Source organism: Bifidobacterium catulorum (genome assembly GCF_003129925.1).
GTDB lineage: Bacteria > Actinomycetota > Actinomycetes > Actinomycetales > Bifidobacteriaceae > Galliscardovia > Galliscardovia catulorum.
The window spans coordinates 125,295-144,632 of sequence record NZ_QFFN01000003.1 but is presented as its reverse complement, the minus strand read 5'-3'; the positions used below and the strand labels follow the sequence as shown (position 1 = coordinate 144,632).

Below are 19,338 nucleotides of genomic sequence, written 5' to 3'. Positions count from 1 at the left end.
CCTCCTTGCGGTGTAGCGCTATTCGGTTATGTGGTATCGCTCCCTGAGCCGTTGGCGTCGTCGGAGCCGTTCGGCGCGGCGGCGTGGGTCCTCCATGGGTTTGGCCCGCAGCGGGTCGGGCGCGTCCTTCCATGGCCGCCAGCCGCGTCTCCTGACCCGTTTCTCCATTTCCAGGCCGTCCCATAAGGCGATTTCGGCGCCGGTGGGAGTGTACGACCATCCGGCCAGGGCGGCGTAGCTGTTGGACGTGTGGTCGCGCAGGATCTCGCGGGTGAGCTCCCATGCGAGGCCGACGCCCATGTTGCCGCGTGGTTTCGCCTCACGTGGCGCGTCGAGCCACTGGAGCAGGGCCGCGGGCCTCCATATGAGCCCGTAGCGGTTGAGCCAGTCGGCGGCTAGCGCGCCGTGGTGGCTCTGGTGGAGGACGAGGAGGACAGCTGTTTTGGGTCGAGGCCCGAGCCCTCCGCCCAGCCGCGCATGATGGCGCTGATCCAGCCGAGCGGGTTGCCGGCGCGGCGCAGACGGTTCCACAGGTCGGGTTTCATCTGTTCGAGGTAGGCGAGGAACACGGCGGTGGCGTGGAACGTGTCCTCCTCGCTGAGCGCGACCTTGCTTTTGATGATGAGGACCACGTTGACGAGTTCGATGGGCAGGTCGGCGCTGTTGAGGTTCGGCAGCGTGACGGTGGTGTCGAGGCCCTTGAGGCTCAGGGTCACGTCGGGCAGACTCTCCCGGCTTTCGTCGATGTCGGGTTCGATGATGATGGGCTTGTCGCTCATGGCGGTCTCCTTGATGCTTTGTGTGGTTGTGCGGCGGTCTTGGATGTGCGGGAGGTTCCCCTTCCGCGCGGAGACCGCCATCCACGCGCGGGAGGGGAAGCATGGGTCAGGCGCCCGCGGCTGCGGTGACGGTGACGGGCACCGCCACGGATTTGTCTCCGGCGGTGACGGTGACCGTCACGGGCTTGCCTGTTTCGGTGGCGGCCTTGCCGGTCACGGTGACGGTGGCGCCCTCGACGCTTGCGGTGGCCTTCGTCTCGTCGCCGCTGGACACGGCGAGCTTCCAGCCGGTCGCGTTGTCGGGCTTGACCGTCACATTGAACGTGCCGGACTCGCCGGCCTCGACGCTCAGCGTTTCGGGCGTGGCGGTCAGTCCGGTGACGGCGGTGGCGAGGCCTGCCATCTCGGCGGCGAGCAGCCCGTACACGTGGAACTGGTAGCCGTCCGCGGCCTTGAAGAACTTGAACGTCGCGTTGAACGTGAGGACCTCGGTGCTCACCATCGTCATGTCGTCGCGGTCGGACACCTGCGCCTTGCCCGCGCACAGGACGATGGGGTTGCCGTACTGGTCGAGGCAGGCGAGCACGAGCCCGTACTGGCGGTTCGTGGTCGCGTCCCTGACATGGAACGCGCCGGACTCGTCGGCCGTGACGCCGAAGTACGCCTCCGCGATCGAGCGGCGGCATTCGATGCCGGGGATCTGCAGCGTCCAGTAGCCGGGATCCTGCTCGCTGACGACGATGTCGCCGTTGTGGGCCTTGATCTCGGTGTCGTCGCCGGGTTCGGGATGCAGCACGGCGCCGTCCTCGCTGTTGTACCCCACGGGGCGGGCTCCCTGCGGCGGCTGCCATTCCTCGTTCGTGGGCGGTTCGAACTCGCCCGTGTCGAGCGGGAAGAGGTACAGGGCGTAGTCCTTGACGAGTTTGACCAGGTCGGCGTTGTTGCCGCTGGTGATGTAGCTGGTATCGGCCATGACGGTCGTCCTTTCGGTTGGATGGATGCTTTGGGGTTTTCACACGGTGGACACGGTCAGCAGCAGCACGAGGTAGGCGCATGTGACGCCGTCCTCGTCGCTCAGCCGTATGGGCCCGCTGTCGAGGCCGGCGGAGACGACCAGATACGGCAGGTCCGCTCCGGTGAGGTAGGTGGCGATGAGGGAGGCGAGGCGCTGCGCGGCCGCATAGTCGCCCGTGCCGTCGCCGCGCCGTACCCACACGCTCACGCGCAGTCGCACGTACTGGCTGACGGGCGTGGCCGGCTGCTGCGGCTCGGCGACCATCACGCATTCGCGCTCCGGGTTGTCCCTGCTCCGGATGCCGCCGAAACTCACGTCGGGGAATCGTTCGCGCAGCAATGGCAGCAGATACGACTCCACGCGCCGGGGACGGACGGGAGGATGGAACACGCTCATGCGCTCACCCCTCCGAGCATCCGGGTGAGCGTGCCGTGCACGCGCTCCACCGGAGCGGGACAGGTGGCGACCACGTTCGCGCGGTCGGTGTCCTCGTTGCGCCACACCGTGATCCGGTCGTCGCCGGCCGCCTGCGCCTCCATCTGCTCCTGCACGTCGTCCATGACCGGTTGCACGGCACGGTGCAGCACCTCCTGGCTGAACGCGCCCCGCTTGAGCACGACCCTGACTTTTTTGGGCATAGGCCTATCCCTCCCTGAGTTTCACGGTGACGACGTCGCCGACGTGCCGGCCATGCACGTCCCGCCATACGGCGGGCACGCCGTCGACGGGCACCCGTCTGCCGCGCACGCCGATGACGTCCGTGTCGAGGATGCCGGTCGGCTCGTCGCCTCGGATGTAGACGGCATGGTCCACGACCACGCCGGACGAGGATTCGGACGGGGTCTCCGGCGTGGAGACCGGGGCCACGAGCCCGTCGAAGCTCGCGACGAGCTCCAACGGCCCCTGCACCCGGTTGCCGTCCTCGTCCTCCGTCGCCTCGCCACGGTATACGTCGATGCGTTCCATCAGCCGGCCACCTCCCCGCTGGCCATGTCGATCGAGAACGCGCGCTGGCCGCCCAGGCCGAGGATCCGCAGATAGGAGTCGCTCCACCGCAGGAATCCGTCCGGACTGGCCCAGCTGTAGGAGTTGGTGAACGGCCCGGTGGTCTCGGTGGACTGGGTCACCCCGTCGGGCACGCCCGAGACCTGCTGCTGCATGGCGGTGCGCACCATCTGACAGCAGATCAGGTTCAGCCTGCGGGAATGGGACGCCCACCATGAGGGGTCATGGGTCTCGGGATATACGGCGACGTGGGCGCGGACGATCTCGCTCGCGTCGGCGAGCAGTTCATCGGCCTGCGCACGCTCGGAATCGGTGAGCGCGTGCCATCGGCGTTCCAGATCCCCGTGCGTGGCCAGAGGCCCCGCATCGCCGCCCATGCCCGGGTCGATATCATCCTCGTCGGCCATGGTCGGCTCCTTTCATCCGATTCGGGTGAGTATTGGCGTGATGTCCGCGTCCAGGGCGTCGCCCACGTCCATGTCCGCGACGATGACGGCGAGATGGCTGCCGGCGGGCAACGCGAGCTCGGGCGTGGAGACGCTGTCGAGGCCGGGCACGTCGCGCGACCCGTTCGGGTAGACCACGGCCCGGACGCGAGGATCCGTCGACTCGGCCGACAGCCGGTATACGCCCGCCTCCAAAGCCATCCACGTGCCGAAGTGCACGTATGTGAGCGTGGCCGTGCCGCGCAGCCGCCACACGCCCGGCATGGGCGAGGTCAGCGCCAGTCCCGCGCCGCCGGCGACGTTGGGACGCGTCCACCACAGGTTCGCTAGGCTTTTGGGGCCATGATCCCGGCCGCCACCAGGGCGTCCCTCAACGCGATGAACTCGGCCTTCGTGGGGGCGTCGCCCGCCGGGTCGGCCACGTAGGCGGCCTGTTTGACGCCGCCGATCGCGGCGGCGGAGGCCGCGGGCAGCGTGTACGCGTCGGGGATGACGCCGTCGGCGAGCTTCGCGGCCGTGACCTGCTTGTCGGCGATCGCGGACGTGTTCACGCAGCCGGCCTTGAGCATCGAGGTGGTGATGCTGCCGGACGGCGGCGTGACGGAATCGTCCACGAAGTCGAAGCCCGAGCCGTCGGCCTTGACCCTGACCATCTTGGAATGGCCCGTGCCCGCGTCATAGCCCGACAGGGACGCCGGCGTGACACTGCCCACGGCCGGCGCCGCATCGGCGCCGCCGGTGATGTCGATGGGGTTACCGTCCGCGTCGACGAACACGGCACTCATGATGCCGTCATAGGGTGCGATGAATTCGTCTGCCTGCGCTGCAGGCAGCGGCATGATCTTGATGGCCATGTTCCACCGTCCTTACTTGGTGAGGAGCACGAAGCGGTTGATGTCGCGCACGCGGAATCCGAACTCCATCTCGATGCGCACCGCGAACATGTTCTTCTCCCACAGGTTGACCGGCTGGCCGTCGATGGTGATGGTCGACTGGTCGGACACGCTGGTCTGGATGCCCTCGGGAGTGCCCCATGCGGCGGATGCGAATTCGCCGGCCACGCCCACGATCTCGGGGCGTGCGGGCGGGTTGCCGTCCGTGCCTGCGGCCTGCGCGGGCACGTGCACGCCCTTGCTGATGTAGGTGGGGTTGCCGAGCACGGTGCTCACGTCGGAGCCGGATGTGCCGTTGAGGAACAGTGGGCGGCCGTTGTTGTCGGTCGTCTGGCGCAGGATCGAACGGCCCTGCGGGCTCAAAGCCCAGCCGTCGACGGTGCCGTCGGCGTCGGTCACCCTGTCGTCGGCGTCGTTGAGGCTCTTCCACACGGTCTTGCCCAGCTGCACCTGCGGCGCGTCGGCGAGCGTGTCGAAGTCCGCGCCCGGCTTGTCGCCCAAGCCCATGATGGTCTGGTCGATCTTGCGGGCGATCGCGCCGGGCCCCTTGGCGACGATCTGCGCGTACAGGGCCTCAAAATCGCGGCGGAACTGGTTCGAGAACGGCAGGATGACCGCGATGGTGTACGGCACCATGTCCTTCTTGGAGAAGCCGACGCCGCTCTTCGGCTTGACCGTGCCCTCGGCTACCCAGTCGGCTTCCGGGTCGCCGGTGATGATGGGCACTCGCACGCCCTTGCCCGGCAGGTTGACCTGCGGGACGAGCTGCATGAACGCGCTCTGGTAGGTGGCGTTCTGCCAGATCTCCGCCTGGGTCTCCGGGGTCAGGTCGAGGCCGGTGGTTTTACGGTTCATAGTCGGATCGGCCATGATATTCGCTCCTTTCGAGCTGGTTGTTTTCGGTGAGGTTGTGATTAGTAGCCGGCCTTCTCCATGGCTTCGGCGAAGGCTTTGGCATTGTCGCGCGGCGTCTTGCCGGAAGCCTCGGTGCTGCGCGCCTGATCAAGCCGGGCGTACGGGCGAAAGACCTGCATGAGCTTCTGCGCGTAAGCGTCGATCTGCTCCTCGTCATCGCCCACGGCGAGCACGGTCGGGTCCGCGATGCCGTACTTCGCCGCCACCGTGGATCGGATGGCCGTGAGCTTCCGCTCGTGTTCGGCGTGTTCGACCTTGGTGCGAAGCTCCTCGGTCTCGGCCTTGGATTTCTCCAATTCAGACTGGAGCGTGTCGGCTTCTCCGGCCCTGCGCTTCACGTCGTCGTAGTCGGCGTGCTTGGCGCGTTCCCGTGCCAGACGCTCCTTGACGATGCGGTTCACGTCCTCCTCGGAATATGAGCGCTGTCGCCGATCTGAACCATCAGGCGTGGAAGGCGCCCCGCCTTCGTCCTGCTGATCCTTTGTCTGCGTCTGGTCGGCCATCTGTTCTTCTGCCATGGTTATGCTGGCTCCTTATGCTGTTTTTCCGCGCTGACGCCGCGCGTGGACGGCCATTCTTGTTGCGATGCGCATGGCTGCGCCCACCCAATCGATACGAATGAGTGTGAAATCCGTGGATATGAGAAAAGCCACTCGAATGAGTGGCTTCATATCGTTCTGGTGCAGTCAGTCGAGAGGTATGACCTCGGTGCCGCTGTCCATGAGATAATCATGGAATTCCTGACTCTCCTCGCGGAACACGTCATCTTCCTCTCGCAGAAGCCGGAACAATGGCGTGATGGAGGTGGGGTTGATTCGCTGTTCCATGATGGCTTCGCAGCAGGTTTCGACCGACAAACCCGGACCATCATGGTCGAGAAGGTCCTGTGCAAGGTCGGCGCCATACGAGTCTCCATGTTCACGCAGTAGGGCGATCATGGCGGAGGCCAGTTGTTCGTGATGCCGATAGGCGAGACTTACTTGTGCCGACCCCATGTCTACTCCTTTCCGACAGGGAACATGCTGGTGACGCGCGCCGGGCCTTTGCCCGCCTGAGAAAAAGCCACCTTGATTTCGATGCCATCGATTGTACCCGAGACAACGCCTCGGCGCTTGCCGTCGGCGAGGATCCGTGCGATAGTTGCGCGATTCTCCTCCGAGTCGAGAATCGCGATGCCGGCGTCCCGTATATCGTCGGACGTCCAGTGCTCTGGGAATTCGATGGCTTTTCCTGGATTCTGCCACCCGTACCCGTGCAGGTGTCCGCCTCCATCATTCGAACCGTAGAGGATGTGGTTCCATTCCTTGGCACGGATGATCAGCGGCAGGTCGGATGGCCATTGCGGGGGCTCGGCAGGTTCTGGAGGCGGGATGAGGTCGAGCGATGAATGGGTGAAGTCGTGTTTGCGCATGGCCTTGACGCGGTTCGCCCGCCAGAGGCCGTATCGGAGGCTGTTGTCCTTGGTGAACTTAGCATCATCCTTGAAGACGCCGTCCGTGAGCCTGCTTGGGTAAAGCCGGCGCATCTCATCGCATATCTCTCTGGCTGAGGTGCCTGACGCCTTGTTTTTCGCCGCCTCGTACATGGCCATGTAGTATTCGGGATTGTAGGCGTTGAACTTGTAGACGCCCCAGCTGGGGATGACCCTGCAATCGTCGTTCGCATGGAACGGCTTGAATTTACCGGCCATCTCCTCGCTCCAGTAGGCGAATCCACGCGACGCGCACATGACACAGAACGCGCATGTGTACGCGCCGCTCGGCACACGTGCGTAACGCGGTTTCGTAGGGTCTGTGGCCGTGCTGCGCATCGTCGTGATGCGTGCCGTCACGCTGACGATCTGCGAGGCGTACTGATAGGCCTTCATGTAATCGTTCTTCGTGAACAATGGCCACAGGTCGTCTATGGTCTTCCCGGCGCGGGACCGTCCCGCCATGACCTGCTTGTAGGTCAATCCGTTGAAATCCGTATTGGCGAAACCGCCCTCGATCTGCCAGACCGCACGGTTGGCGTCCACGGAGACCGGGGAGAACTGGGGGAAATCCACCCCGACGTACTGCTGCCACGTGTCGCGTACGTTCTGGTAGTACTGGCCGGTCAACGTGTTCGCCGCGTCGGCGTACCGTTCCATCGCCGCCCGGACCAGTTCCGGCGATTCGCCGTCCCACACCATGCCGGAGACGAGGTTCCCGGCCTCCTTCTCCAATTTCGACAGCGTGTCTACATAGTCGTCATACAGATCGTTCAGGTCCAGTTCCAACTGTCGGCGTTTCTCCACCGACAGATTCAGGCTGTCGTAGTACATTCACGCCTCCGGCCATGTCGCTGCCCCTGATGTTGTCGAGAATCTTCGACGCGTTTGCCCTGCGCTGGTCGGCCTTCAGGCGAATGATTTCGCTGCGGCTCAATCCTGCGCGGGTCAAGCCCACGTCGCTGTCGCCGAATCCGGTGATGGAAGCGGCGAGCTTGCTGTACGCGTCCGCGCTCATGCTCGTCGCCGGCATGCTCGGGTTCATCCAGTCGACCTGAAGCTTGAGGAGTTCGGCCTCGTCCACGGACGGGTCCCGCATGCGCACCGCCATGCGGATCGTCTCGAGGATGCTGTCGCCGAAGTCCCTATCCGCATGCTGCGCCTCGATGATGAGGTCCTCACGTTGGGCCTCCGTCGCCTCGGCGCTGGTCGGGTTCGAGTCCGACACCACGCCGAGGCTGGACGCCGGGATGTTGACAGCGGCGGCGAACATCGCGGCCCAGGACTTCAGCATCGTCAGATGCGGGTCCATGGTCGAAGCCGACAGCTGCACCACGGACGGGGAGTCCCCGTCGATGTCCTTGCTGATCGCGTTCCACCGTCCCATGTACAGCCCCAGCGCCTTATCGCTGCTCATGGATGCGATGTCATCGCTGGTGCCGAGCAGCAGGATTTTCGGGAACGAGTAGAACTCGGCGTTGCCTTCGGCACGGCAGATGGTACGGTTCGCGCCGTCGATGATGCGCATGGCGTCCCGACTGATGCGGGACCTTCCCAACGGTTTGATCTGTGTGGGCTTGTAGGCGAGACGGAACGCCATGCACCTGCCGTCCACGGTCGGTTCGGGCGTGGCGTCAGCCGGTATGGCCCATTCCCCGTCATGCTTTTCGATGAGGATGTTCCGTTCCGGCATGTACAGCATCAGGCCGGTGGCGTTGCCGTGCTTGTCCTGGTCGCAGATGCTCATGCACGCCTTGATGCGGCGATTCGGGTAGTCCCATATCGCCGCGGATGCTTCGGCCGTGTGGGTGCGGATGGTCGGCCGCCCGTCCGCGGCGCGGCCGACGGTGAGGAACGAACAGCCATGAATGAGCGCGGTCTGAATGGCCTGCTGGAGAACGCTCGTGAATCCGATGGACGCCATGAAATCCTGCAGTCCGAACGGGTCGTCCATGCCGGGTGCGACGAATCCCTCGAACACGCATAGTTCCATGAGCATGTCCACGGCCTTACGCGCCCATCCAAGCGGCGTGTAGTTCTCCGTAATCGACTTCGGCATCGTCAGCCCGAAATCCTTTAATGGCTCCTTGGCCTCGTAGTATGCGGTGAGCGTGGCATTGCGTTCGGAATAGCGCACCCATGTGTCGCACAGTTCCGCCAATAGGCCGAGCTCCTCGTCGAAGAGGCCTTCCACATGCGAGGGGGCGACCAGCTTGAGCCTGTTCGCGCTGACGCCTCTCTCCCATCCTTTCGGGGACATGGTGATCTCCGACATCATGCGCCTCCTATGATCTGTCTCCTGTTGGGGTTGCGTTTCGTGATGTAGGTGCCGTAGAGGGCGAGCGTGACCGCGACCAATGGGGATATGTCGATGTCCGAGCCGGTCTTGTTCCAGCCGAACGCGCCCGACGTGCCGATGCCGCGGGTGGTGGCGTTCGCGACCGCCGAGGCCAACGCGGGCTGTCGGTCGTCTGCGAGGTGGGTGAGCTTGTGGTCGCGCAGCATGTCGAGCAGGCGCCCGCAGGCGCGTCCCATGTCGCCGGCGTTCGTGACGATCACGCGCACGTGCCGGGCCTTGAGATCGGGCAGGAGCGCCATGGCCGGCGACTGGCCGTCGACCACCACGCTCGCGGCGCGCGGCCAGTGTTCGGCGATGTAGTCCACCGCCCATGCCGTGCCCTTCGCCCTCGTGGATTCGAAGGCGCGCAGTTCCACATGCGCCGAACCGTCCGCATGTCTGACCGCGCCGCCGATCGCGAGCGTGCTCCGGTCGGGGCTCATGTCGAGCGCATAACCGGTCAGATCGGTCTGCGTGGGCGCGGCCGGCGTCTCGATGGCCGAGTCCTTCCATTGCTGCGGGTCGATGGCCGTATGCGCCGCCGTCTCGTCCCATATGCCCAGCGCCTCGCGGCGGAAGCTGTCGGGGGCCATGAGGTTGCGCATCCTGAGGATCGCCGTCTCGCTGGTGCGCCTCGGATACGAGGGGTTCGCCCTCGCCCACTGTTCGCGGTCGTCGGGGTCGGCGTCCCGGGCGGCGGCCAATTCCACGTACACCATGCCGTCCGCGCCGGCCAATGCACTGCGCCGCTTCTCCTCGAACACCTCGCACTGGTCGCCCGGCTTGGGCGGGTTGCCCAGGAACACGACCAAAGGATCGGGCGACGTGTTGACCACGGGCAGCATGTTGTCCAACGCGCGCACGGTCAGGATCTGCGCCTCGTCGAAGATCTCCACATCCACCGAATGCAGGCCCCGGCCGAACCCGTTCTCGCGGGCGCCGAACATGATGCGCGAGCCTCCGCGGAACACGATCTCCTGCTGGCCGTTCGCACGCCGGATGCGCTCCACGTAGCGGGCGAGCAGCCTGTTCTTCGCGAGGTCGCACAGGTCCGCGAACGTCTCGTCGCTGGTGCGTGTGTGGTGGGCGGTCCAGATGACCTTCAACCCCGGCCTGAGCACGCATTTCAAGAACATGGCCGTGCCGAGCGTGAACGTCTTGCCGATCTGCCGGCACGAGGAGACGACGGTGCCGCCCTCCCCGCACGCGTACCGGCCATCGGCCCGGCGGGCGAAAAGGAGGTACAGGAGTCCCTGCTGCCACAGGTCGTAGCGGATGCCCGCCCTGACGGCCACCTTGTTCAGTCGGGTGAAATCACTGGACACGATGCCCGACGGCCGGACCAGGCGGGCGGCGATCTCAGACAACCGACGCTCCGACATCCGCATCCACCTCCGAATCGTCCATGAGACCATCGAGCAGCGGGTCGCCGCCGCCCATGTCCTCCAGTTCACGGCACACCGCGATCAATTGCCTGCTGATTGCCGGCAGGGCGTTCGCCGGCGTGCCCGGATCATCCAACGCGGCCTGGAGCCGGTCGCGGTTGTGCCGCAGCACGTCCTCCAGCTTGCCGTCCATCATCCGGTCGAACTCGCGGCCCGTCAGCGGAGCGGGCTTCGTTTCACGCTTCGCCGTGGACTTCGCCGAGTCGCGGGAGGGGATGGCCTTGTCCTGACGGGCGCGCTGCGCGGCCTTCCGGCACGCGGCGCCGCAGTACTTGGCGGTCGACCGCATGCCCGAGGGCAGTGGATTGCCGCAGTGGGCGCATGTTCGCATCTGTGACACCTCCAATCTGCCGTGACATGTCACGGATGCAAACCGCGGGGAGAGAACGGCCCTGCGCCCGAGGTGGCCATGAAGGCCGGGGTGGGGTGGGTCCCCGTGGGTCACCAGTCGCCGCTGGTCGCCAACGGCAGCGACGTGGCGTTCGGCGTTGGTCTGTGTGCGAGCCGGGCGCGTGCGTAGTCGTCGCTCCGGTTGCTTTTCAACCGGTTGCAGCGTCGGTGCGTCAGCCGGCAGTTCGTGAAGCTCAATGGGTCGCCGCCCCGGCTGACGGGGATGATCTCGTCGACCTCCGGGCTCATCGGATGCGGTGTCCTGAGGTTCTTGTCGACGGGCCGGCCGCAGATCGCGCACGTGTCGTAGGCGGCGAGGACCCGCTTGCGCAGCTGGTCGCGCCGATGCCCGTTGCGGCGCCTCGGATTGCCTCGCCCCATGGCATGGCCGTCCTTCATGTGTGTTGTCGTGTGGCGGGAGGACATGATTCGCGGCGGGGTTGGAGTCCGCCGCGCCCGGCCGGGTAGCCTCCCATGAAAATGGCCGGATATGCGAAGACCCCGGAGGGTCACCTTCCGGGGTCTCACACTATTCTCGATACGAGAGTATACCACGGTGCGGCCCCAGTCTACTCCCGCTTGGAAAACGCCATCGCGTTGGAGAGGACCTCGCGGATGGAGAACTCGTAGTATCCGCCGTCAATCGCCTTCGTGCTGGGCAGTTTGCCGCGTTCTATCCAGTGCCGGACCTGTTTGCGGCTGATCTCGTACCCGTAGTTCTCGCGAAGCCATTCGGAGAGTCCTGCGGGCGTGCGGGTCAGGTGCGTGGCCTCGACCCTTCTGCGCGCCTCCTCGCGTATCTCGTCCGTGTCGAGGAGCGTGCCGCATTTGCAGATGCGCCAGCGTTCGCCCCTGGCGGCGGTGGCCTCTCGTCCGCATGCCGGGCATGCGCCGATGATGCGGCGGGTGCGGGGCACGCGGTCCACGACGGGGCCGATGCGTGCGACGGCGTGTTGGATGCGGTGCAGATGGTCGCCGGCGTGGGGTGCGCGGCACAGGACCGCGAGATGCGACGCCATGCGTGGTATGAGCCGGTGCCATCGGTCGAGCCAGGTGAAGCCGGCGTCCACGCACGCGTCCTGCAGCAGGTCCTCGGTCTCGTCGAGCATGTCGCACAGGTGTTCGTTGACCGGTGTGGGCGCGTGCCCGTCGCCGGGGTGGCGTCGGCGTTCCGACGCGAGCGTGTAGCGGCCCTCGGCGCGCTGGCGGAGCAGCCGCATGAGCGTCATGAGCCGGCGCAGTGCGGCCGCGTAGTCGCGGCGGCATGCCGGGCACAGGGTCCACGGCCGTTCGATCCGGTTGCCGCAATGCTGGCAAAGGCGGTTGTCCAAGGCGATACCCTCCGTGATCGGCTACAATGGTTGTGTTGTCCGTGCCCTCCGCCATTTCGCGGAGGGTTTCGCCTTTTCGACCGTCCTTAGAGGTCGTCGCCCCCGTCGGCGTGGTCCCAGTCGCAGGAGAGTCCGATGCCGTGGGAGCCCGCGTCCTCGATGCAGTTGACGCGGCGTGTGTCCTCGAGCGTGATCGTGCATTCCCTCGGGCCGTAGCCGTCGGCGTCCGCGCATTCGGCCCGCGTCGCGGGTCCGGCCGTTTCTCCGGCGCAGCCCGTGAGCAGGATGATGGCGGTGATGGCGACGGCCGCGGCCGTGAGCGTTTGCAGCTTGCGCCGTGTCCTGTTTGTCATGATTCCTCCTCTAAGTCGTCTTCGTCGATTGGATTGGCGCGGCACCATTCGCATAGCCCGTCCACGACGTCGGTGTCATACTCTCCGCACATGGAGCACTGTTCCTCCTTCCCGGTATAGAACAGGTCCATCACGGCGTCGGCCTCCTCCACCGGGATGCGGCTGAATGGCGCATATCCCTCGACGTCTTTGGTGAATCGCTTGACGGGCTCTTCCAGAGTCCACGAGCAGAGGTCGTTCACCATCATCGCCTTGTCGTTCTCCGGGGTGACGATCCATATGTCGCCGTCGCGATCCTGCCAGAGTCCGGGCCGGTTTGGCTTCTGCCTCATGATTCCCCCTCGGATGGCACGTCCTCCATGCCGATCTCCCCGGGCCGGTAGTGGCGCAGGCTTCGGGCCGTGGCTTCGAGGAGGCTTGCGAACTTGACGCGGTTTTTCTCGTCGAGGTCGCTGTTGATGCTCACGTCGGCCAGTTTGTCGTTCGGCCTCAGGTGCATGACGGCGATGGTGCTGCATCCGATGGTGTCGGGGTAGGCGAACTGGACGACGAGGTTGCATGCCCGGCCGGTCAGGTCCATCATGCGGCCGTCGGCGAGCAGTGCGATGGGCAGGTCGGTCCCCGGGTCCGGGTGCTGGTTGCTGTTCTTCTCGTTTGTCATGATTCCTCCCTGTGTCCGGTGAGTCTGTCGGCGATGGCGAGCAGGTCCTCCATGTCGGGTTCGTCGGCGTCGTTGACGCTGGGAGCGAGGGTGAGGCCGAGGGCGTCGAGGGCGACGGCGAGGTCGTTGGCGAGATTGTCGACGAGGCGTTTGCGGTCGCGGTCCGGGTGGCTGGCGGCGAGGTACTCGACCTGCACGCGATGCCATCCGGCGTCTTCGAGGCGGCGCCGGGCTTCGTCGATGGTGGTGTCCTGCATGTCCTTGGCGGTGAAGGTGATGGTGATGCGTGAGGGTGAAGATGATGGTGAGGGTGATGCGTCCACGGTTGTCGCCTCCTATCGTTCTACGTGGATGTCGGTGATGGTGTCGAGCCGGATGGTGATTCTCATCGCCGGTCCCCTTCCGTCCTGATGAGGGCTTCGGCGAGTGTGTCGGCCATGCGCATCTCCTTGAGGACGTGTTCCATCTGGGCGAGCATGACGGTGTCTCCACTGTCCTCGGCGGCCTGGCGCGCCGAGTATGCCCATGATTCGGCCTGGTTGAGGTGATACCGGTAGTAGAGGCCGCGGACGTGGTCGCCTTCCCCGTCCGGATATGGCGGCATGTCGTCGTCCGATTCGGTTCCGTCGGCCCCGTCCGGGTCGGTTTCGTGACGGATCATGGCCTCCATGTACCGGTACTGGCCCATGAGGTAGCGTGCGTCGGGCTCGCCTTCGGCGTCGTCCCTGAAGGCGGGGATGACCGTGATGCCGGTGAAGCCGTCGTCGTCGAGCATGGTCCTGATGTCCTTCAGCGATTCGTCGACGCGGATGCCCCGGCAGGGGTACCATGCCACCACGAGCCGTCCGGGGTGCTGTCCGGCGAGGATTCGGAACCGTTCGATGACCTTTTCGGCGGTATTGTCGTTCATTGCTGCTCCTTCTTGGATTGTTCGTATTGGCGGATGATGTCCGTGAGGGCCTGTTCGGTGACGAACGGGACGAGGGGCGCTATCTCGTGGGGCGTGTATCCGCGTTCGTGCAGGGTGATGATCTTGCGGATGGCGGATCGCCTCATCTGCCCTCCCGGTCGTGGTCCGTCGGGTTGAACACGCCGATGCTGCGGTATGCGAGGGCGGCGGTGTTGGGTCTGCCGGTGATGATGACGTCGACGGGCAGGTCGTGGTCGCCCATCACGGTGACGGGTCCGATGCGGCGTCCGGTGAGGCGTCCCTGCACCGTGGTGCCGTTCCATGTGCATGCCATGTATGGCAGTCCCTCCAGTTCGTCGGCGCTCATGTTGCGCCAGTCGGCCCATGCGCTTGAGGTCATGGGCGGTCCTCCTCGCGGGTCACGCCGGCGCGGATGCGTCCGCATTCGTCGATGGCGTCGAGGATGTCGTTCGCGATCCGTTCGGCCTTGCCCAGCGGGAGACGGTATTGGATCTTGTCGGATGCGGTGCATCCGCCGCTGTAGGTGCGCAGGACGTTCAGGAGCACGCTGTTGCCGTGTTCGCTGGGTTTCGCGTTTAGGGTGATGTTGATGTGGATGCGACGGTTCATCGGGTCTCCTTGAGGATGGTCGTCAGGCTGGTGCCGCCGATGGGGGCGGGTGCGCCGGTCCTGTGTCGTGCGGCGTTGGAATGTCGGTCCGGGGTTTCGACCTGTCGGATGTTCCGCCCCGGTGAAACGTTTTTCTCGGCTTCGTCCGGGGCTTCGCCGCGCATTCTGCGTCGTCGGTACTCCCATGACTGCGAGGCCGTCAGGCGGCGTTTTTCGCATTCGCGGCCGATCTGGGCCTCGGTGGGCCTGCCCTCGCTTCGCATGCGGCGGACGATGGCGTTGATGTCGCCGCTGCCGCACCAGCGGCCCTCGTGGTCGGCGGCGTAGAAGCGTCGCAGCGCCTCGCGCGCCTCGTCGGCGGTGATGTCCGAGCGCAGCTCCGCGTGGAACGCGTCGAGCTGGAGGTCGTCCCACTGGGCGTTGCCGTGGTGCGAGTTGCGCAGGCTGAGCAGCGCCGCCGCCTCACCTTTGGTCAACATGCTGTTCTCCGTTCTTTCGCTGGTATTCCGCCCTTTCGGCGGGTGTCATGTATTTCCACGTGTTCGCCATGTTCGCTTCGAGGTTGCGTTGCGAGCGGCTTTTCGCGTCCGGGTCGGGCGACGCCCTGGGACCGGTCGGCCGTCTGGGCGGCTGGGGGTCGTCGAGCCAGTGTTCGCCGTCGAGCCAGTTGGCGGGCGTGAGCGTGTACCGGGGCTCCCGGTTGGGGTCCTTGGCGTACCGGTCGGCCATGGCGAGCAGGTGCTCGTGGCCGGTCTTGCGCCGGGCGTGGCGCCATGCGTCGAACGCCCGGCGCTTGCCCTCGTGGCGCGGGTAGGCCGTCCAGAACTGCTCGAACTCGGCCGTGTAGGCGTTCCCGCCCCCCGGACGGTCAGGCCCGGATTCGTCCCGCGGCCGTGAGGGGGTTTGGGGGAGAGAATCTTCGTTAGAAGATTCTTGGTTTTGGTTTTGGTTTAAACCAAGGCACTTCTTCCGAACGGTTTTCGAACGTTCGGCGTTTGTTCGCCCGTTGTTCGGGCGAACATCTTCCGAACGGTTTTCGTCCGGCTCCGCCTCCGTGTCCTCCTCGTTCGTCTCCGGTTCGCCGGAACGCTTCGAGCGTCTGCGGCGCATGCGCTCCCTCGCCGCCTCCTTGTCACGCTCCACGTCGTCGCGGCTGTTCTGATGCTTGAGGTAGTCGTGGATCCGATACGAGCCCGAGCCGTCGTCGCACTCGTCGAGCAGGCCGAAGGCCACGAGGTCGGCCACGTCCGACTCGTCCGCGCCGATGCGGCGCAGCGCCCGCCTGGAGAGCACGCCGTCGTTGAGCTCGTCGGAGCAGTAGGAGATGGCGAGCGTCCACATGGCGAACGCGTGCGGGTTGGCGTCGATGAGGTCGTTGATCTTGTCGTTGAGCCACAGGCCGTTGCTCAGCCTCGCGTATCCGCTCCTGGGCATCATCGGCCTCCCTTCCGTCGTTGCTGGATCCATTGGTTGAGTTCGGGCACCGCCATGGCGGTGTCGTACAGGTGCAGGTTCGGGCCGGTGTCGGCGGAGCAGTCGAGCGACCATTCGATGCGGTCGCGTCCGCGTCCTCGCCGGCTGGTCCTGTCCGCGCGCCGGCCGGCGATGAACGTGCCGCCGCGGCTACGCATCGTCGGGCCCCAATGGCAGGCCGTGGTTGAACAGGCGGAACACGGTGGCGCAGTCCGCGCCGATGAGCCTAGGATTGCGCGGCAGCGGCGTCAGGGGCGCGTCGTGGAGCCAGTCGAGCCCGACGCCCTCGGCGAGGTTGTCGGCGAGCAGCCTCCAGGTGCGGCGTTGGATGACGGCGAGCTGACGGCCGCCGGCCATGTGGTCGCGGTCGGTGACGCGGTCGCGTTTCTTGACGAGCACCGGCCAGTCGCTGCCCACGACCGCGGCCTCGTACAGGGCCTCGTCGAACTCGCGGCGCACGCCGCGGGGCCTGCCGTCCGGGCCGTTGGCGGTGCTCTTGCATTCGATCACGACGGGCTGGCCCATGTAGAACAGGTTGCCGATGTCGCCGCGGTCGAGCCGTCCGTGCGTGCGCAGACGGCAGATGCGCGGATCGGCGAACGCCCATTGCAGCCATCGTTCCATCTGCGCCTCCAACTGGTATCCCGCCTGCTTGGCGCTGCGCCTGTTGCGTGCCATCACAATTCCAATCCGTATTCCTCGAACATGTGTTCGTCCCGATAGCGGCAGCGGCCGGACGGGTCCAACGCCATGCCGCACACGGGGCAAACGCGGTCCCGTCCGTCATCCTCGCGGGATTCGCCGGCCATCAGAAGTCCGGCTCCCCGAAGCCGTCCGCCCGTCCGGCGCCGCCCCACGGGTCCGCGCCGGACGCCTGCGGCTGCGACTGGCCCCGGTCCGCGCCGGCGAAGCCGGATGCCGGGGGCTGGTCGTCCTTCCGGTGCAGGAATCCGAGGGCCTGCGCGTAGACGCGCAGCTCGCTGCCCTGGGTGCCGTCCTTCCTCGTGTAGAAGCGTTGGGACAGCAGGCCGGTTACGAGCACCTTCGAGCCCTTATGCACCCATGGCAGTTCGTGGGAGGCGGCCGGCGAGCATTCCACCGTGACCCACATGGTGCCCTGGTCGACCCATTGGCGCTGCTGGTCGTAGTAGCCCTGGGAGACGCCCACGCTGAACGTGGTCACGGTGTTGCCATTGTTGAACGTGTGGGTCTCGGGATCCTTGCCCACGTTGCCCTTGAACGCGATGTTGACGGCCATCACTCACCGCCCGTCTTCGTGCCGTGGTCCATGTCGTCGAGGACCTTGTCGATCTCGGCCTCCGACATGTCGGCGTATCCGGGGACCTGCCGGCCCACGATTCTGGAGATCGTCGCGCACGCCTCCCGCTCCTCGGTCACGCCGAGGGCCTTGAACCGGTTGGTCAGGTCGAACAATTTCGCGTTGACGCGATCCTCCGCCGACGTGGAATCGTCGCCGGGGTCCGGCTCCGGTCCGTCGATGGTGGCGTCCATGACGGGGGTCATGGCGTCGTCGATCTGCGGGGCCAGCACGCTGCTGTAGTCGGGCGTGGTCTCGTCGACCGTGGTCGCGGTCTTCGCCTCCACGGAGACGGGCAGGTACTTGAAGCTGCGGCGGATGAGCGTCTTCAGGCCCATCTCCACGAAGTTCGTCGCCCACGGGCCGGTGATCTTGTTGCCCTTGTACTTGCTTCGCGGCGCGTACCGGTCACGGTAGGCCTCAAGGTCCTTGCGGCTCATGTAGCTGGCGTACCGGCTGCCGTTGGGAAGGTCGATCGACAGGAACACGAACTTGAGATGTTCGGGCGAGTGGTCGGCGTCGAGGTTGATCTCGTCGGGGCATTCGATGAAGGGGGTGCCCTTCTCGTCCATCCTCAGCTTCACTCCGTCCTGCTCGTACACGGCCACCGGCTGCGCGTAGATGCCGCTGTTCTCCAGCAGTTTGAGCATGCCCTTGTAGCCGATCACGAACGTCGCGTCAGGCTGTCCTCCGTGGTTCTTGTTGCCGTAGGGCAGGATGTACGCCTGTCCGAGCCCGTCCACGTTCGAGGGTTTCAGTCCGAGGGCGGCGCATTGCATGAAGCAGCTCAGCACGCTGACCGGCGTGCACTGCTTCAGTGCGGGCTCCCGGTTGATGGCGCTGATGCAATACTGGAGCAGCATGTCGGGCTTGAGGTTGCCGCCGATGACCTTTTCGATCTGCGGCCAGGCGTTGCGCACCATGTCCCTGATGTCCCGCGCCGGGTCGGCCTGCACCATCTGCCGGCCCTGCGTGGCCTGCGTGATCTGTCCCATGTGTCTAGTCCTCCTTGAGTGTCTTGAATCTGAACGTGCGGCCGTTGGATTCGGCGACCTTCCGCACGTAAGCCTTGCGGTGGTACGGCTTGTACGTGGCCTCGAAGCCGGCGCAGCGGATGCCCTGCCGGTCGCCTATGGCGACGATGAGGGCGTCCCTGAGCGTGGCCGTCTCGTCCTTGGCGTCGGAGAGCCGTTCCTGCGCCTTCGCGTAGCGGGCGAACAGTTCGCGCAGCTGCGGGTCGTCGTCGGCGCTGGCCACGCCTTGGGACGGTTCGGGGTACGCCTTGGCGACGTCGCCGCCGGTGAGCATGGGCATCTCGTCGCGGGTGACGAACCCCCAGAACTCCTCCGCGGCGTGGATGACCGTTTCGATGTCCTGCTCGTCGCGGTCGAAGCGGACCTCCACCGGCTCGGCCTCGCCGATGTCGGCGTAGAACACGCCCCAGGTGAAGCCGGTCGCGGCCATGTAGTGCGTGACCTGCGCCATGTAGTAGCCGGGCGCCCTGAGGTTCCCGTCCGTGTCATGCCAGTCGGTGCGGCCCCGGCCGGCGTTGGCGGTCTTGATCTCCAACACGCCCCATGATTCCGTTTCCGAATCCCAGATGAACCCGTCCAGCGAGGCGTGCAGCACGGGGTGGCTGCGGCTGATGATGCCGATGTCGGTGCCGTCGGTGACCTGCCATTCGGGGTGCAGGCGGCGGAACCGGCGGCGCAGTTCGGCCTCCAACGCGTTGCCCCTGACCACGCTCCACTTGTCCGAGATGTCCTCGTGCGCCCGGCGTCCGGTCTTCTCCAGCCACAGGTCGTATGGGGTGGCGTACCGGTTGAGCCCGAGGATCGTGGCCATGTCGCTGCCGCCCACACCCTCGGCGCGGGCCTTGAGCCATGCGTCATGGCGTGCGGCCTTCGTGCGCTGCCTGAACCGCCGCACCATGTATGCGTCGGTGTCCTTGATGGTCATCCGCTT

At 65.8% G+C, this 19,338-nt stretch carries 33 protein-coding genes; all 33 read right to left on the bottom strand.

Features of this window, described 5'->3' with window-relative positions:
• Positions 1–18: 18 nt before the first annotated feature.
• A complete protein-coding gene (locus tag DF200_RS02610; RefSeq protein WP_109136730.1) occupies positions 19–300 on the bottom strand; it encodes a hypothetical protein in 282 nt (93 codons plus the stop codon).
• 95 nt (positions 301–395) lie between these two features.
• A complete protein-coding gene (locus tag DF200_RS02605; RefSeq protein ID WP_109136729.1) occupies positions 396–779 on the bottom strand; it encodes a hypothetical protein in 384 nt (127 codons plus the stop codon).
• A gap of 106 nt (positions 780–885) precedes the next feature.
• Complete coding sequence (locus DF200_RS02600; RefSeq protein WP_193903111.1) at positions 886–1,752, bottom strand: phage tail tube protein; 867 nt, start codon at positions 1,750–1,752, stop codon at positions 886–888.
• Positions 1,753–1,791: 39 nt separating this feature from the next.
• On the bottom strand, positions 1,792–2,190 hold the full coding sequence (locus DF200_RS02595) for a hypothetical protein (RefSeq protein WP_109136728.1): 399 nt from the start codon (positions 2,188–2,190) through the stop codon (positions 1,792–1,794).
• Positions 2,187–2,432, bottom strand: a complete 246-nt coding sequence (locus DF200_RS02590) for a hypothetical protein (protein ID WP_109136727.1) — start codon at positions 2,430–2,432, stop codon at positions 2,187–2,189. The genes DF200_RS02595 and DF200_RS02590 overlap by 4 nt, the downstream gene beginning before the upstream one ends.
• 4 nt (positions 2,433–2,436) lie before the next feature.
• On the bottom strand, positions 2,437–2,760 hold the full coding sequence (locus DF200_RS02585; RefSeq protein ID WP_109136726.1) for a hypothetical protein: 324 nt from the start codon (positions 2,758–2,760) through the stop codon (positions 2,437–2,439).
• Positions 2,760–3,206, bottom strand: coding sequence for a Gp19/Gp15/Gp42 family protein (locus DF200_RS02580; protein ID WP_241520094.1), 447 nt, complete (start codon positions 3,204–3,206; stop codon positions 2,760–2,762). The genes DF200_RS02585 and DF200_RS02580 overlap by 1 nt, the downstream gene beginning before the upstream one ends.
• A 12-nt stretch (positions 3,207–3,218) precedes the next feature.
• Positions 3,219–3,509, bottom strand: coding sequence for a hypothetical protein (locus DF200_RS02575; protein WP_109136725.1), 291 nt, complete (start codon positions 3,507–3,509; stop codon positions 3,219–3,221).
• A 62-nt stretch (positions 3,510–3,571) separates the two neighbouring features.
• Positions 3,572–4,099: a head fiber protein gene (locus tag DF200_RS02570; RefSeq protein ID WP_109136724.1), complete on the bottom strand. Its 528-nt coding sequence runs from the start codon at positions 4,097–4,099 to the stop codon at positions 3,572–3,574.
• Positions 4,100–4,111: 12 nt separating this feature from the next.
• On the bottom strand, positions 4,112–5,008 hold the full coding sequence (locus DF200_RS02565; protein WP_109136723.1) for a phage major capsid protein: 897 nt from the start codon (positions 5,006–5,008) through the stop codon (positions 4,112–4,114).
• 44 nt (positions 5,009–5,052) lie between these two features.
• Positions 5,053–5,571: a scaffolding protein gene (locus DF200_RS02560; protein ID WP_146191990.1), complete on the bottom strand. Its 519-nt coding sequence runs from the start codon at positions 5,569–5,571 to the stop codon at positions 5,053–5,055.
• A 168-nt stretch (positions 5,572–5,739) separates the two neighbouring features.
• Complete coding sequence (locus tag DF200_RS02555) at positions 5,740–6,048, bottom strand: hypothetical protein (RefSeq protein ID WP_109136721.1); 309 nt, start codon at positions 6,046–6,048, stop codon at positions 5,740–5,742.
• A 2-nt stretch (positions 6,049–6,050) separates the two neighbouring features.
• On the bottom strand, positions 6,051–7,358 hold the full coding sequence (locus DF200_RS10760; protein WP_158275753.1) for a VG15 protein: 1,308 nt from the start codon (positions 7,356–7,358) through the stop codon (positions 6,051–6,053).
• Entirely contained in the window at positions 7,285–8,802 is a 1,518-nt protein-coding gene (locus DF200_RS02545; protein ID WP_146191989.1) for a phage portal protein, read from the bottom strand. Before DF200_RS02545 ends, DF200_RS10760 begins: the two co-directional genes overlap by 74 nt.
• Complete coding sequence (locus DF200_RS02540; protein ID WP_338323268.1) at positions 8,799–10,229, bottom strand: terminase; 1,431 nt, start codon at positions 10,227–10,229, stop codon at positions 8,799–8,801. The genes DF200_RS02545 and DF200_RS02540 overlap by 4 nt, the downstream gene beginning before the upstream one ends.
• The gene (locus tag DF200_RS02535; protein WP_109136719.1) at positions 10,222–10,638 is read right to left on the bottom strand and encodes a hypothetical protein; all 417 of its coding nucleotides are present in this window, start codon (positions 10,636–10,638) and stop codon (positions 10,222–10,224) included. The genes DF200_RS02540 and DF200_RS02535 overlap by 8 nt, the downstream gene beginning before the upstream one ends.
• Positions 10,639–10,748: 110 nt before the next feature.
• Positions 10,749–11,096: an HNH endonuclease gene (locus tag DF200_RS02530; RefSeq protein ID WP_241520093.1), complete on the bottom strand. Its 348-nt coding sequence runs from the start codon at positions 11,094–11,096 to the stop codon at positions 10,749–10,751.
• Between the two features lie 170 nt (positions 11,097–11,266).
• Positions 11,267–12,028 (bottom strand): hypothetical protein, encoded by a 762-nt coding sequence (locus DF200_RS11075; protein WP_170112469.1) that lies wholly within the window; start codon positions 12,026–12,028, stop codon positions 11,267–11,269.
• 86 nt (positions 12,029–12,114) lie between these two features.
• Positions 12,115–12,381, bottom strand: coding sequence for a hypothetical protein (locus DF200_RS02520; protein WP_109136718.1), 267 nt, complete (start codon positions 12,379–12,381; stop codon positions 12,115–12,117).
• Positions 12,378–12,713, bottom strand: a complete 336-nt coding sequence (locus tag DF200_RS02515) for a hypothetical protein (RefSeq protein ID WP_109136717.1) — start codon at positions 12,711–12,713, stop codon at positions 12,378–12,380. Before DF200_RS02515 ends, DF200_RS02520 begins: the two co-directional genes overlap by 4 nt.
• Positions 12,710–13,042 (bottom strand): hypothetical protein, encoded by a 333-nt coding sequence (locus tag DF200_RS02510; protein ID WP_109136716.1) that lies wholly within the window; start codon positions 13,040–13,042, stop codon positions 12,710–12,712. Before DF200_RS02510 ends, DF200_RS02515 begins: the two co-directional genes overlap by 4 nt.
• Positions 13,039–13,365 (bottom strand): hypothetical protein, encoded by a 327-nt coding sequence (locus DF200_RS02505; protein ID WP_146191988.1) that lies wholly within the window; start codon positions 13,363–13,365, stop codon positions 13,039–13,041. The genes DF200_RS02510 and DF200_RS02505 overlap by 4 nt, the downstream gene beginning before the upstream one ends.
• A gap of 62 nt (positions 13,366–13,427) precedes the next feature.
• Positions 13,428–13,952 (bottom strand): hypothetical protein, encoded by a 525-nt coding sequence (locus tag DF200_RS02500; RefSeq protein ID WP_109136714.1) that lies wholly within the window; start codon positions 13,950–13,952, stop codon positions 13,428–13,430.
• Positions 13,949–14,098, bottom strand: a complete 150-nt coding sequence (locus tag DF200_RS02495) for an antitoxin (RefSeq protein ID WP_109136713.1) — start codon at positions 14,096–14,098, stop codon at positions 13,949–13,951. The genes DF200_RS02500 and DF200_RS02495 overlap by 4 nt, the downstream gene beginning before the upstream one ends.
• A complete protein-coding gene (locus tag DF200_RS02490; protein WP_109136712.1) occupies positions 14,095–14,352 on the bottom strand; it encodes a hypothetical protein in 258 nt (85 codons plus the stop codon). Before DF200_RS02490 ends, DF200_RS02495 begins: the two co-directional genes overlap by 4 nt.
• A complete protein-coding gene (locus tag DF200_RS02485; protein WP_109136711.1) occupies positions 14,349–14,582 on the bottom strand; it encodes a hypothetical protein in 234 nt (77 codons plus the stop codon). The genes DF200_RS02490 and DF200_RS02485 overlap by 4 nt, the downstream gene beginning before the upstream one ends.
• Positions 14,579–15,061 carry a hypothetical protein gene (locus DF200_RS02480; RefSeq protein ID WP_146191987.1) on the bottom strand — a complete coding sequence of 161 codons (483 nt, stop codon included), beginning with the start codon at positions 15,059–15,061 and terminating at the stop codon, positions 14,579–14,581. Before DF200_RS02480 ends, DF200_RS02485 begins: the two co-directional genes overlap by 4 nt.
• Complete coding sequence (locus DF200_RS02475; protein ID WP_109136709.1) at positions 15,045–16,019, bottom strand: LvrA C-terminal domain-related protein; 975 nt, start codon at positions 16,017–16,019, stop codon at positions 15,045–15,047. The genes DF200_RS02480 and DF200_RS02475 overlap by 17 nt, the downstream gene beginning before the upstream one ends.
• Positions 16,016–16,213: a hypothetical protein gene (locus tag DF200_RS02470; RefSeq protein ID WP_109136708.1), complete on the bottom strand. Its 198-nt coding sequence runs from the start codon at positions 16,211–16,213 to the stop codon at positions 16,016–16,018. Before DF200_RS02470 ends, DF200_RS02475 begins: the two co-directional genes overlap by 4 nt.
• Positions 16,206–16,733, bottom strand: coding sequence for a hypothetical protein (locus tag DF200_RS02465; RefSeq protein ID WP_109136707.1), 528 nt, complete (start codon positions 16,731–16,733; stop codon positions 16,206–16,208). The genes DF200_RS02470 and DF200_RS02465 overlap by 8 nt, the downstream gene beginning before the upstream one ends.
• Positions 16,734–16,863: 130 nt before the next feature.
• Positions 16,864–17,313: a single-stranded DNA-binding protein gene (locus tag DF200_RS02460; protein ID WP_109136706.1), complete on the bottom strand. Its 450-nt coding sequence runs from the start codon at positions 17,311–17,313 to the stop codon at positions 16,864–16,866.
• Positions 17,313–18,368 (bottom strand): recombinase RecT, encoded by a 1,056-nt coding sequence (locus DF200_RS02455; protein WP_109136705.1) that lies wholly within the window; start codon positions 18,366–18,368, stop codon positions 17,313–17,315. The genes DF200_RS02460 and DF200_RS02455 overlap by 1 nt, the downstream gene beginning before the upstream one ends.
• A 4-nt stretch (positions 18,369–18,372) precedes the next feature.
• Complete coding sequence (locus DF200_RS02450) at positions 18,373–19,332, bottom strand: YqaJ viral recombinase family nuclease (RefSeq protein WP_158275752.1); 960 nt, start codon at positions 19,330–19,332, stop codon at positions 18,373–18,375.
• Positions 19,333–19,338: the final 6 nt, after the last annotated feature.

What these genes read in the sequence shown, in the direction of transcription:
- DF200_RS02610 (WP_109136730.1), bottom strand. Translation starts at nt 300, where the DNA reads ATGGGCGTCGGCCTCGCATGGGAGCTCACCCGCGAGATCCTGCGCGAC.
- DF200_RS02605 (WP_109136729.1), bottom strand. Translation starts at nt 779, where the DNA reads ATGAGCGACAAGCCCATCATCATCGAACCCGACATCGACGAAAGCCGG.
- DF200_RS02600 (WP_193903111.1), bottom strand. Translation starts at nt 1,752, where the DNA reads ATGGCCGATACCAGCTACATCACCAGCGGCAACAACGCCGACCTGGTC.
- DF200_RS02595 (WP_109136728.1), bottom strand. Translation starts at nt 2,190, where the DNA reads ATGAGCGTGTTCCATCCTCCCGTCCGTCCCCGGCGCGTGGAGTCGTAT.
- DF200_RS02590 (WP_109136727.1), bottom strand. Translation starts at nt 2,432, where the DNA reads ATGCCCAAAAAAGTCAGGGTCGTGCTCAAGCGGGGCGCGTTCAGCCAG.
- DF200_RS02585 (WP_109136726.1), bottom strand. Translation starts at nt 2,760, where the DNA reads ATGGAACGCATCGACGTATACCGTGGCGAGGCGACGGAGGACGAGGAC.
- DF200_RS02580 (WP_241520094.1), bottom strand. Translation starts at nt 3,206, where the DNA reads ATGGCCGACGAGGATGATATCGACCCGGGCATGGGCGGCGATGCGGGG.
- DF200_RS02575 (WP_109136725.1), bottom strand. Translation starts at nt 3,509, where the DNA reads ATGCCGGGCGTGTGGCGGCTGCGCGGCACGGCCACGCTCACATACGTG.
- DF200_RS02570 (WP_109136724.1), bottom strand. Translation starts at nt 4,099, where the DNA reads ATGGCCATCAAGATCATGCCGCTGCCTGCAGCGCAGGCAGACGAATTC.
- DF200_RS02565 (WP_109136723.1), bottom strand. Translation starts at nt 5,008, where the DNA reads ATGGCCGATCCGACTATGAACCGTAAAACCACCGGCCTCGACCTGACC.
- DF200_RS02560 (WP_146191990.1), bottom strand. Translation starts at nt 5,571, where the DNA reads ATGGCAGAAGAACAGATGGCCGACCAGACGCAGACAAAGGATCAGCAG.
- DF200_RS02555 (WP_109136721.1), bottom strand. Translation starts at nt 6,048, where the DNA reads ATGGGGTCGGCACAAGTAAGTCTCGCCTATCGGCATCACGAACAACTG.
- DF200_RS10760 (WP_158275753.1), bottom strand. Translation starts at nt 7,358, where the DNA reads ATGTACTACGACAGCCTGAATCTGTCGGTGGAGAAACGCCGACAGTTG.
- DF200_RS02545 (WP_146191989.1), bottom strand. Translation starts at nt 8,802, where the DNA reads ATGATGTCGGAGATCACCATGTCCCCGAAAGGATGGGAGAGAGGCGTC.
- DF200_RS02535 (WP_109136719.1), bottom strand. Translation starts at nt 10,638, where the DNA reads ATGCGAACATGCGCCCACTGCGGCAATCCACTGCCCTCGGGCATGCGG.
- DF200_RS02530 (WP_241520093.1), bottom strand. Translation starts at nt 11,096, where the DNA reads ATGAAGGACGGCCATGCCATGGGGCGAGGCAATCCGAGGCGCCGCAAC.
- DF200_RS02520 (WP_109136718.1), bottom strand. Translation starts at nt 12,381, where the DNA reads ATGACAAACAGGACACGGCGCAAGCTGCAAACGCTCACGGCCGCGGCC.
- DF200_RS02515 (WP_109136717.1), bottom strand. Translation starts at nt 12,713, where the DNA reads ATGAGGCAGAAGCCAAACCGGCCCGGACTCTGGCAGGATCGCGACGGC.
- DF200_RS02510 (WP_109136716.1), bottom strand. Translation starts at nt 13,042, where the DNA reads ATGACAAACGAGAAGAACAGCAACCAGCACCCGGACCCGGGGACCGAC.
- DF200_RS02500 (WP_109136714.1), bottom strand. Translation starts at nt 13,952, where the DNA reads ATGAACGACAATACCGCCGAAAAGGTCATCGAACGGTTCCGAATCCTC.
- DF200_RS02495 (WP_109136713.1), bottom strand. Translation starts at nt 14,098, where the DNA reads ATGAGGCGATCCGCCATCCGCAAGATCATCACCCTGCACGAACGCGGA.
- DF200_RS02490 (WP_109136712.1), bottom strand. Translation starts at nt 14,352, where the DNA reads ATGACCTCAAGCGCATGGGCCGACTGGCGCAACATGAGCGCCGACGAA.
- DF200_RS02485 (WP_109136711.1), bottom strand. Translation starts at nt 14,582, where the DNA reads ATGAACCGTCGCATCCACATCAACATCACCCTAAACGCGAAACCCAGC.
- DF200_RS02480 (WP_146191987.1), bottom strand. Translation starts at nt 15,061, where the DNA reads ATGTTGACCAAAGGTGAGGCGGCGGCGCTGCTCAGCCTGCGCAACTCG.
- DF200_RS02475 (WP_109136709.1), bottom strand. Translation starts at nt 16,019, where the DNA reads ATGATGCCCAGGAGCGGATACGCGAGGCTGAGCAACGGCCTGTGGCTC.
- DF200_RS02470 (WP_109136708.1), bottom strand. Translation starts at nt 16,213, where the DNA reads ATGCGTAGCCGCGGCGGCACGTTCATCGCCGGCCGGCGCGCGGACAGG.
- DF200_RS02465 (WP_109136707.1), bottom strand. Translation starts at nt 16,733, where the DNA reads ATGGCACGCAACAGGCGCAGCGCCAAGCAGGCGGGATACCAGTTGGAG.
- DF200_RS02460 (WP_109136706.1), bottom strand. Translation starts at nt 17,313, where the DNA reads ATGGCCGTCAACATCGCGTTCAAGGGCAACGTGGGCAAGGATCCCGAG.
- DF200_RS02455 (WP_109136705.1), bottom strand. Translation starts at nt 18,368, where the DNA reads ATGGGACAGATCACGCAGGCCACGCAGGGCCGGCAGATGGTGCAGGCC.
- DF200_RS02450 (WP_158275752.1), bottom strand. Translation starts at nt 19,332, where the DNA reads ATGACCATCAAGGACACCGACGCATACATGGTGCGGCGGTTCAGGCAG.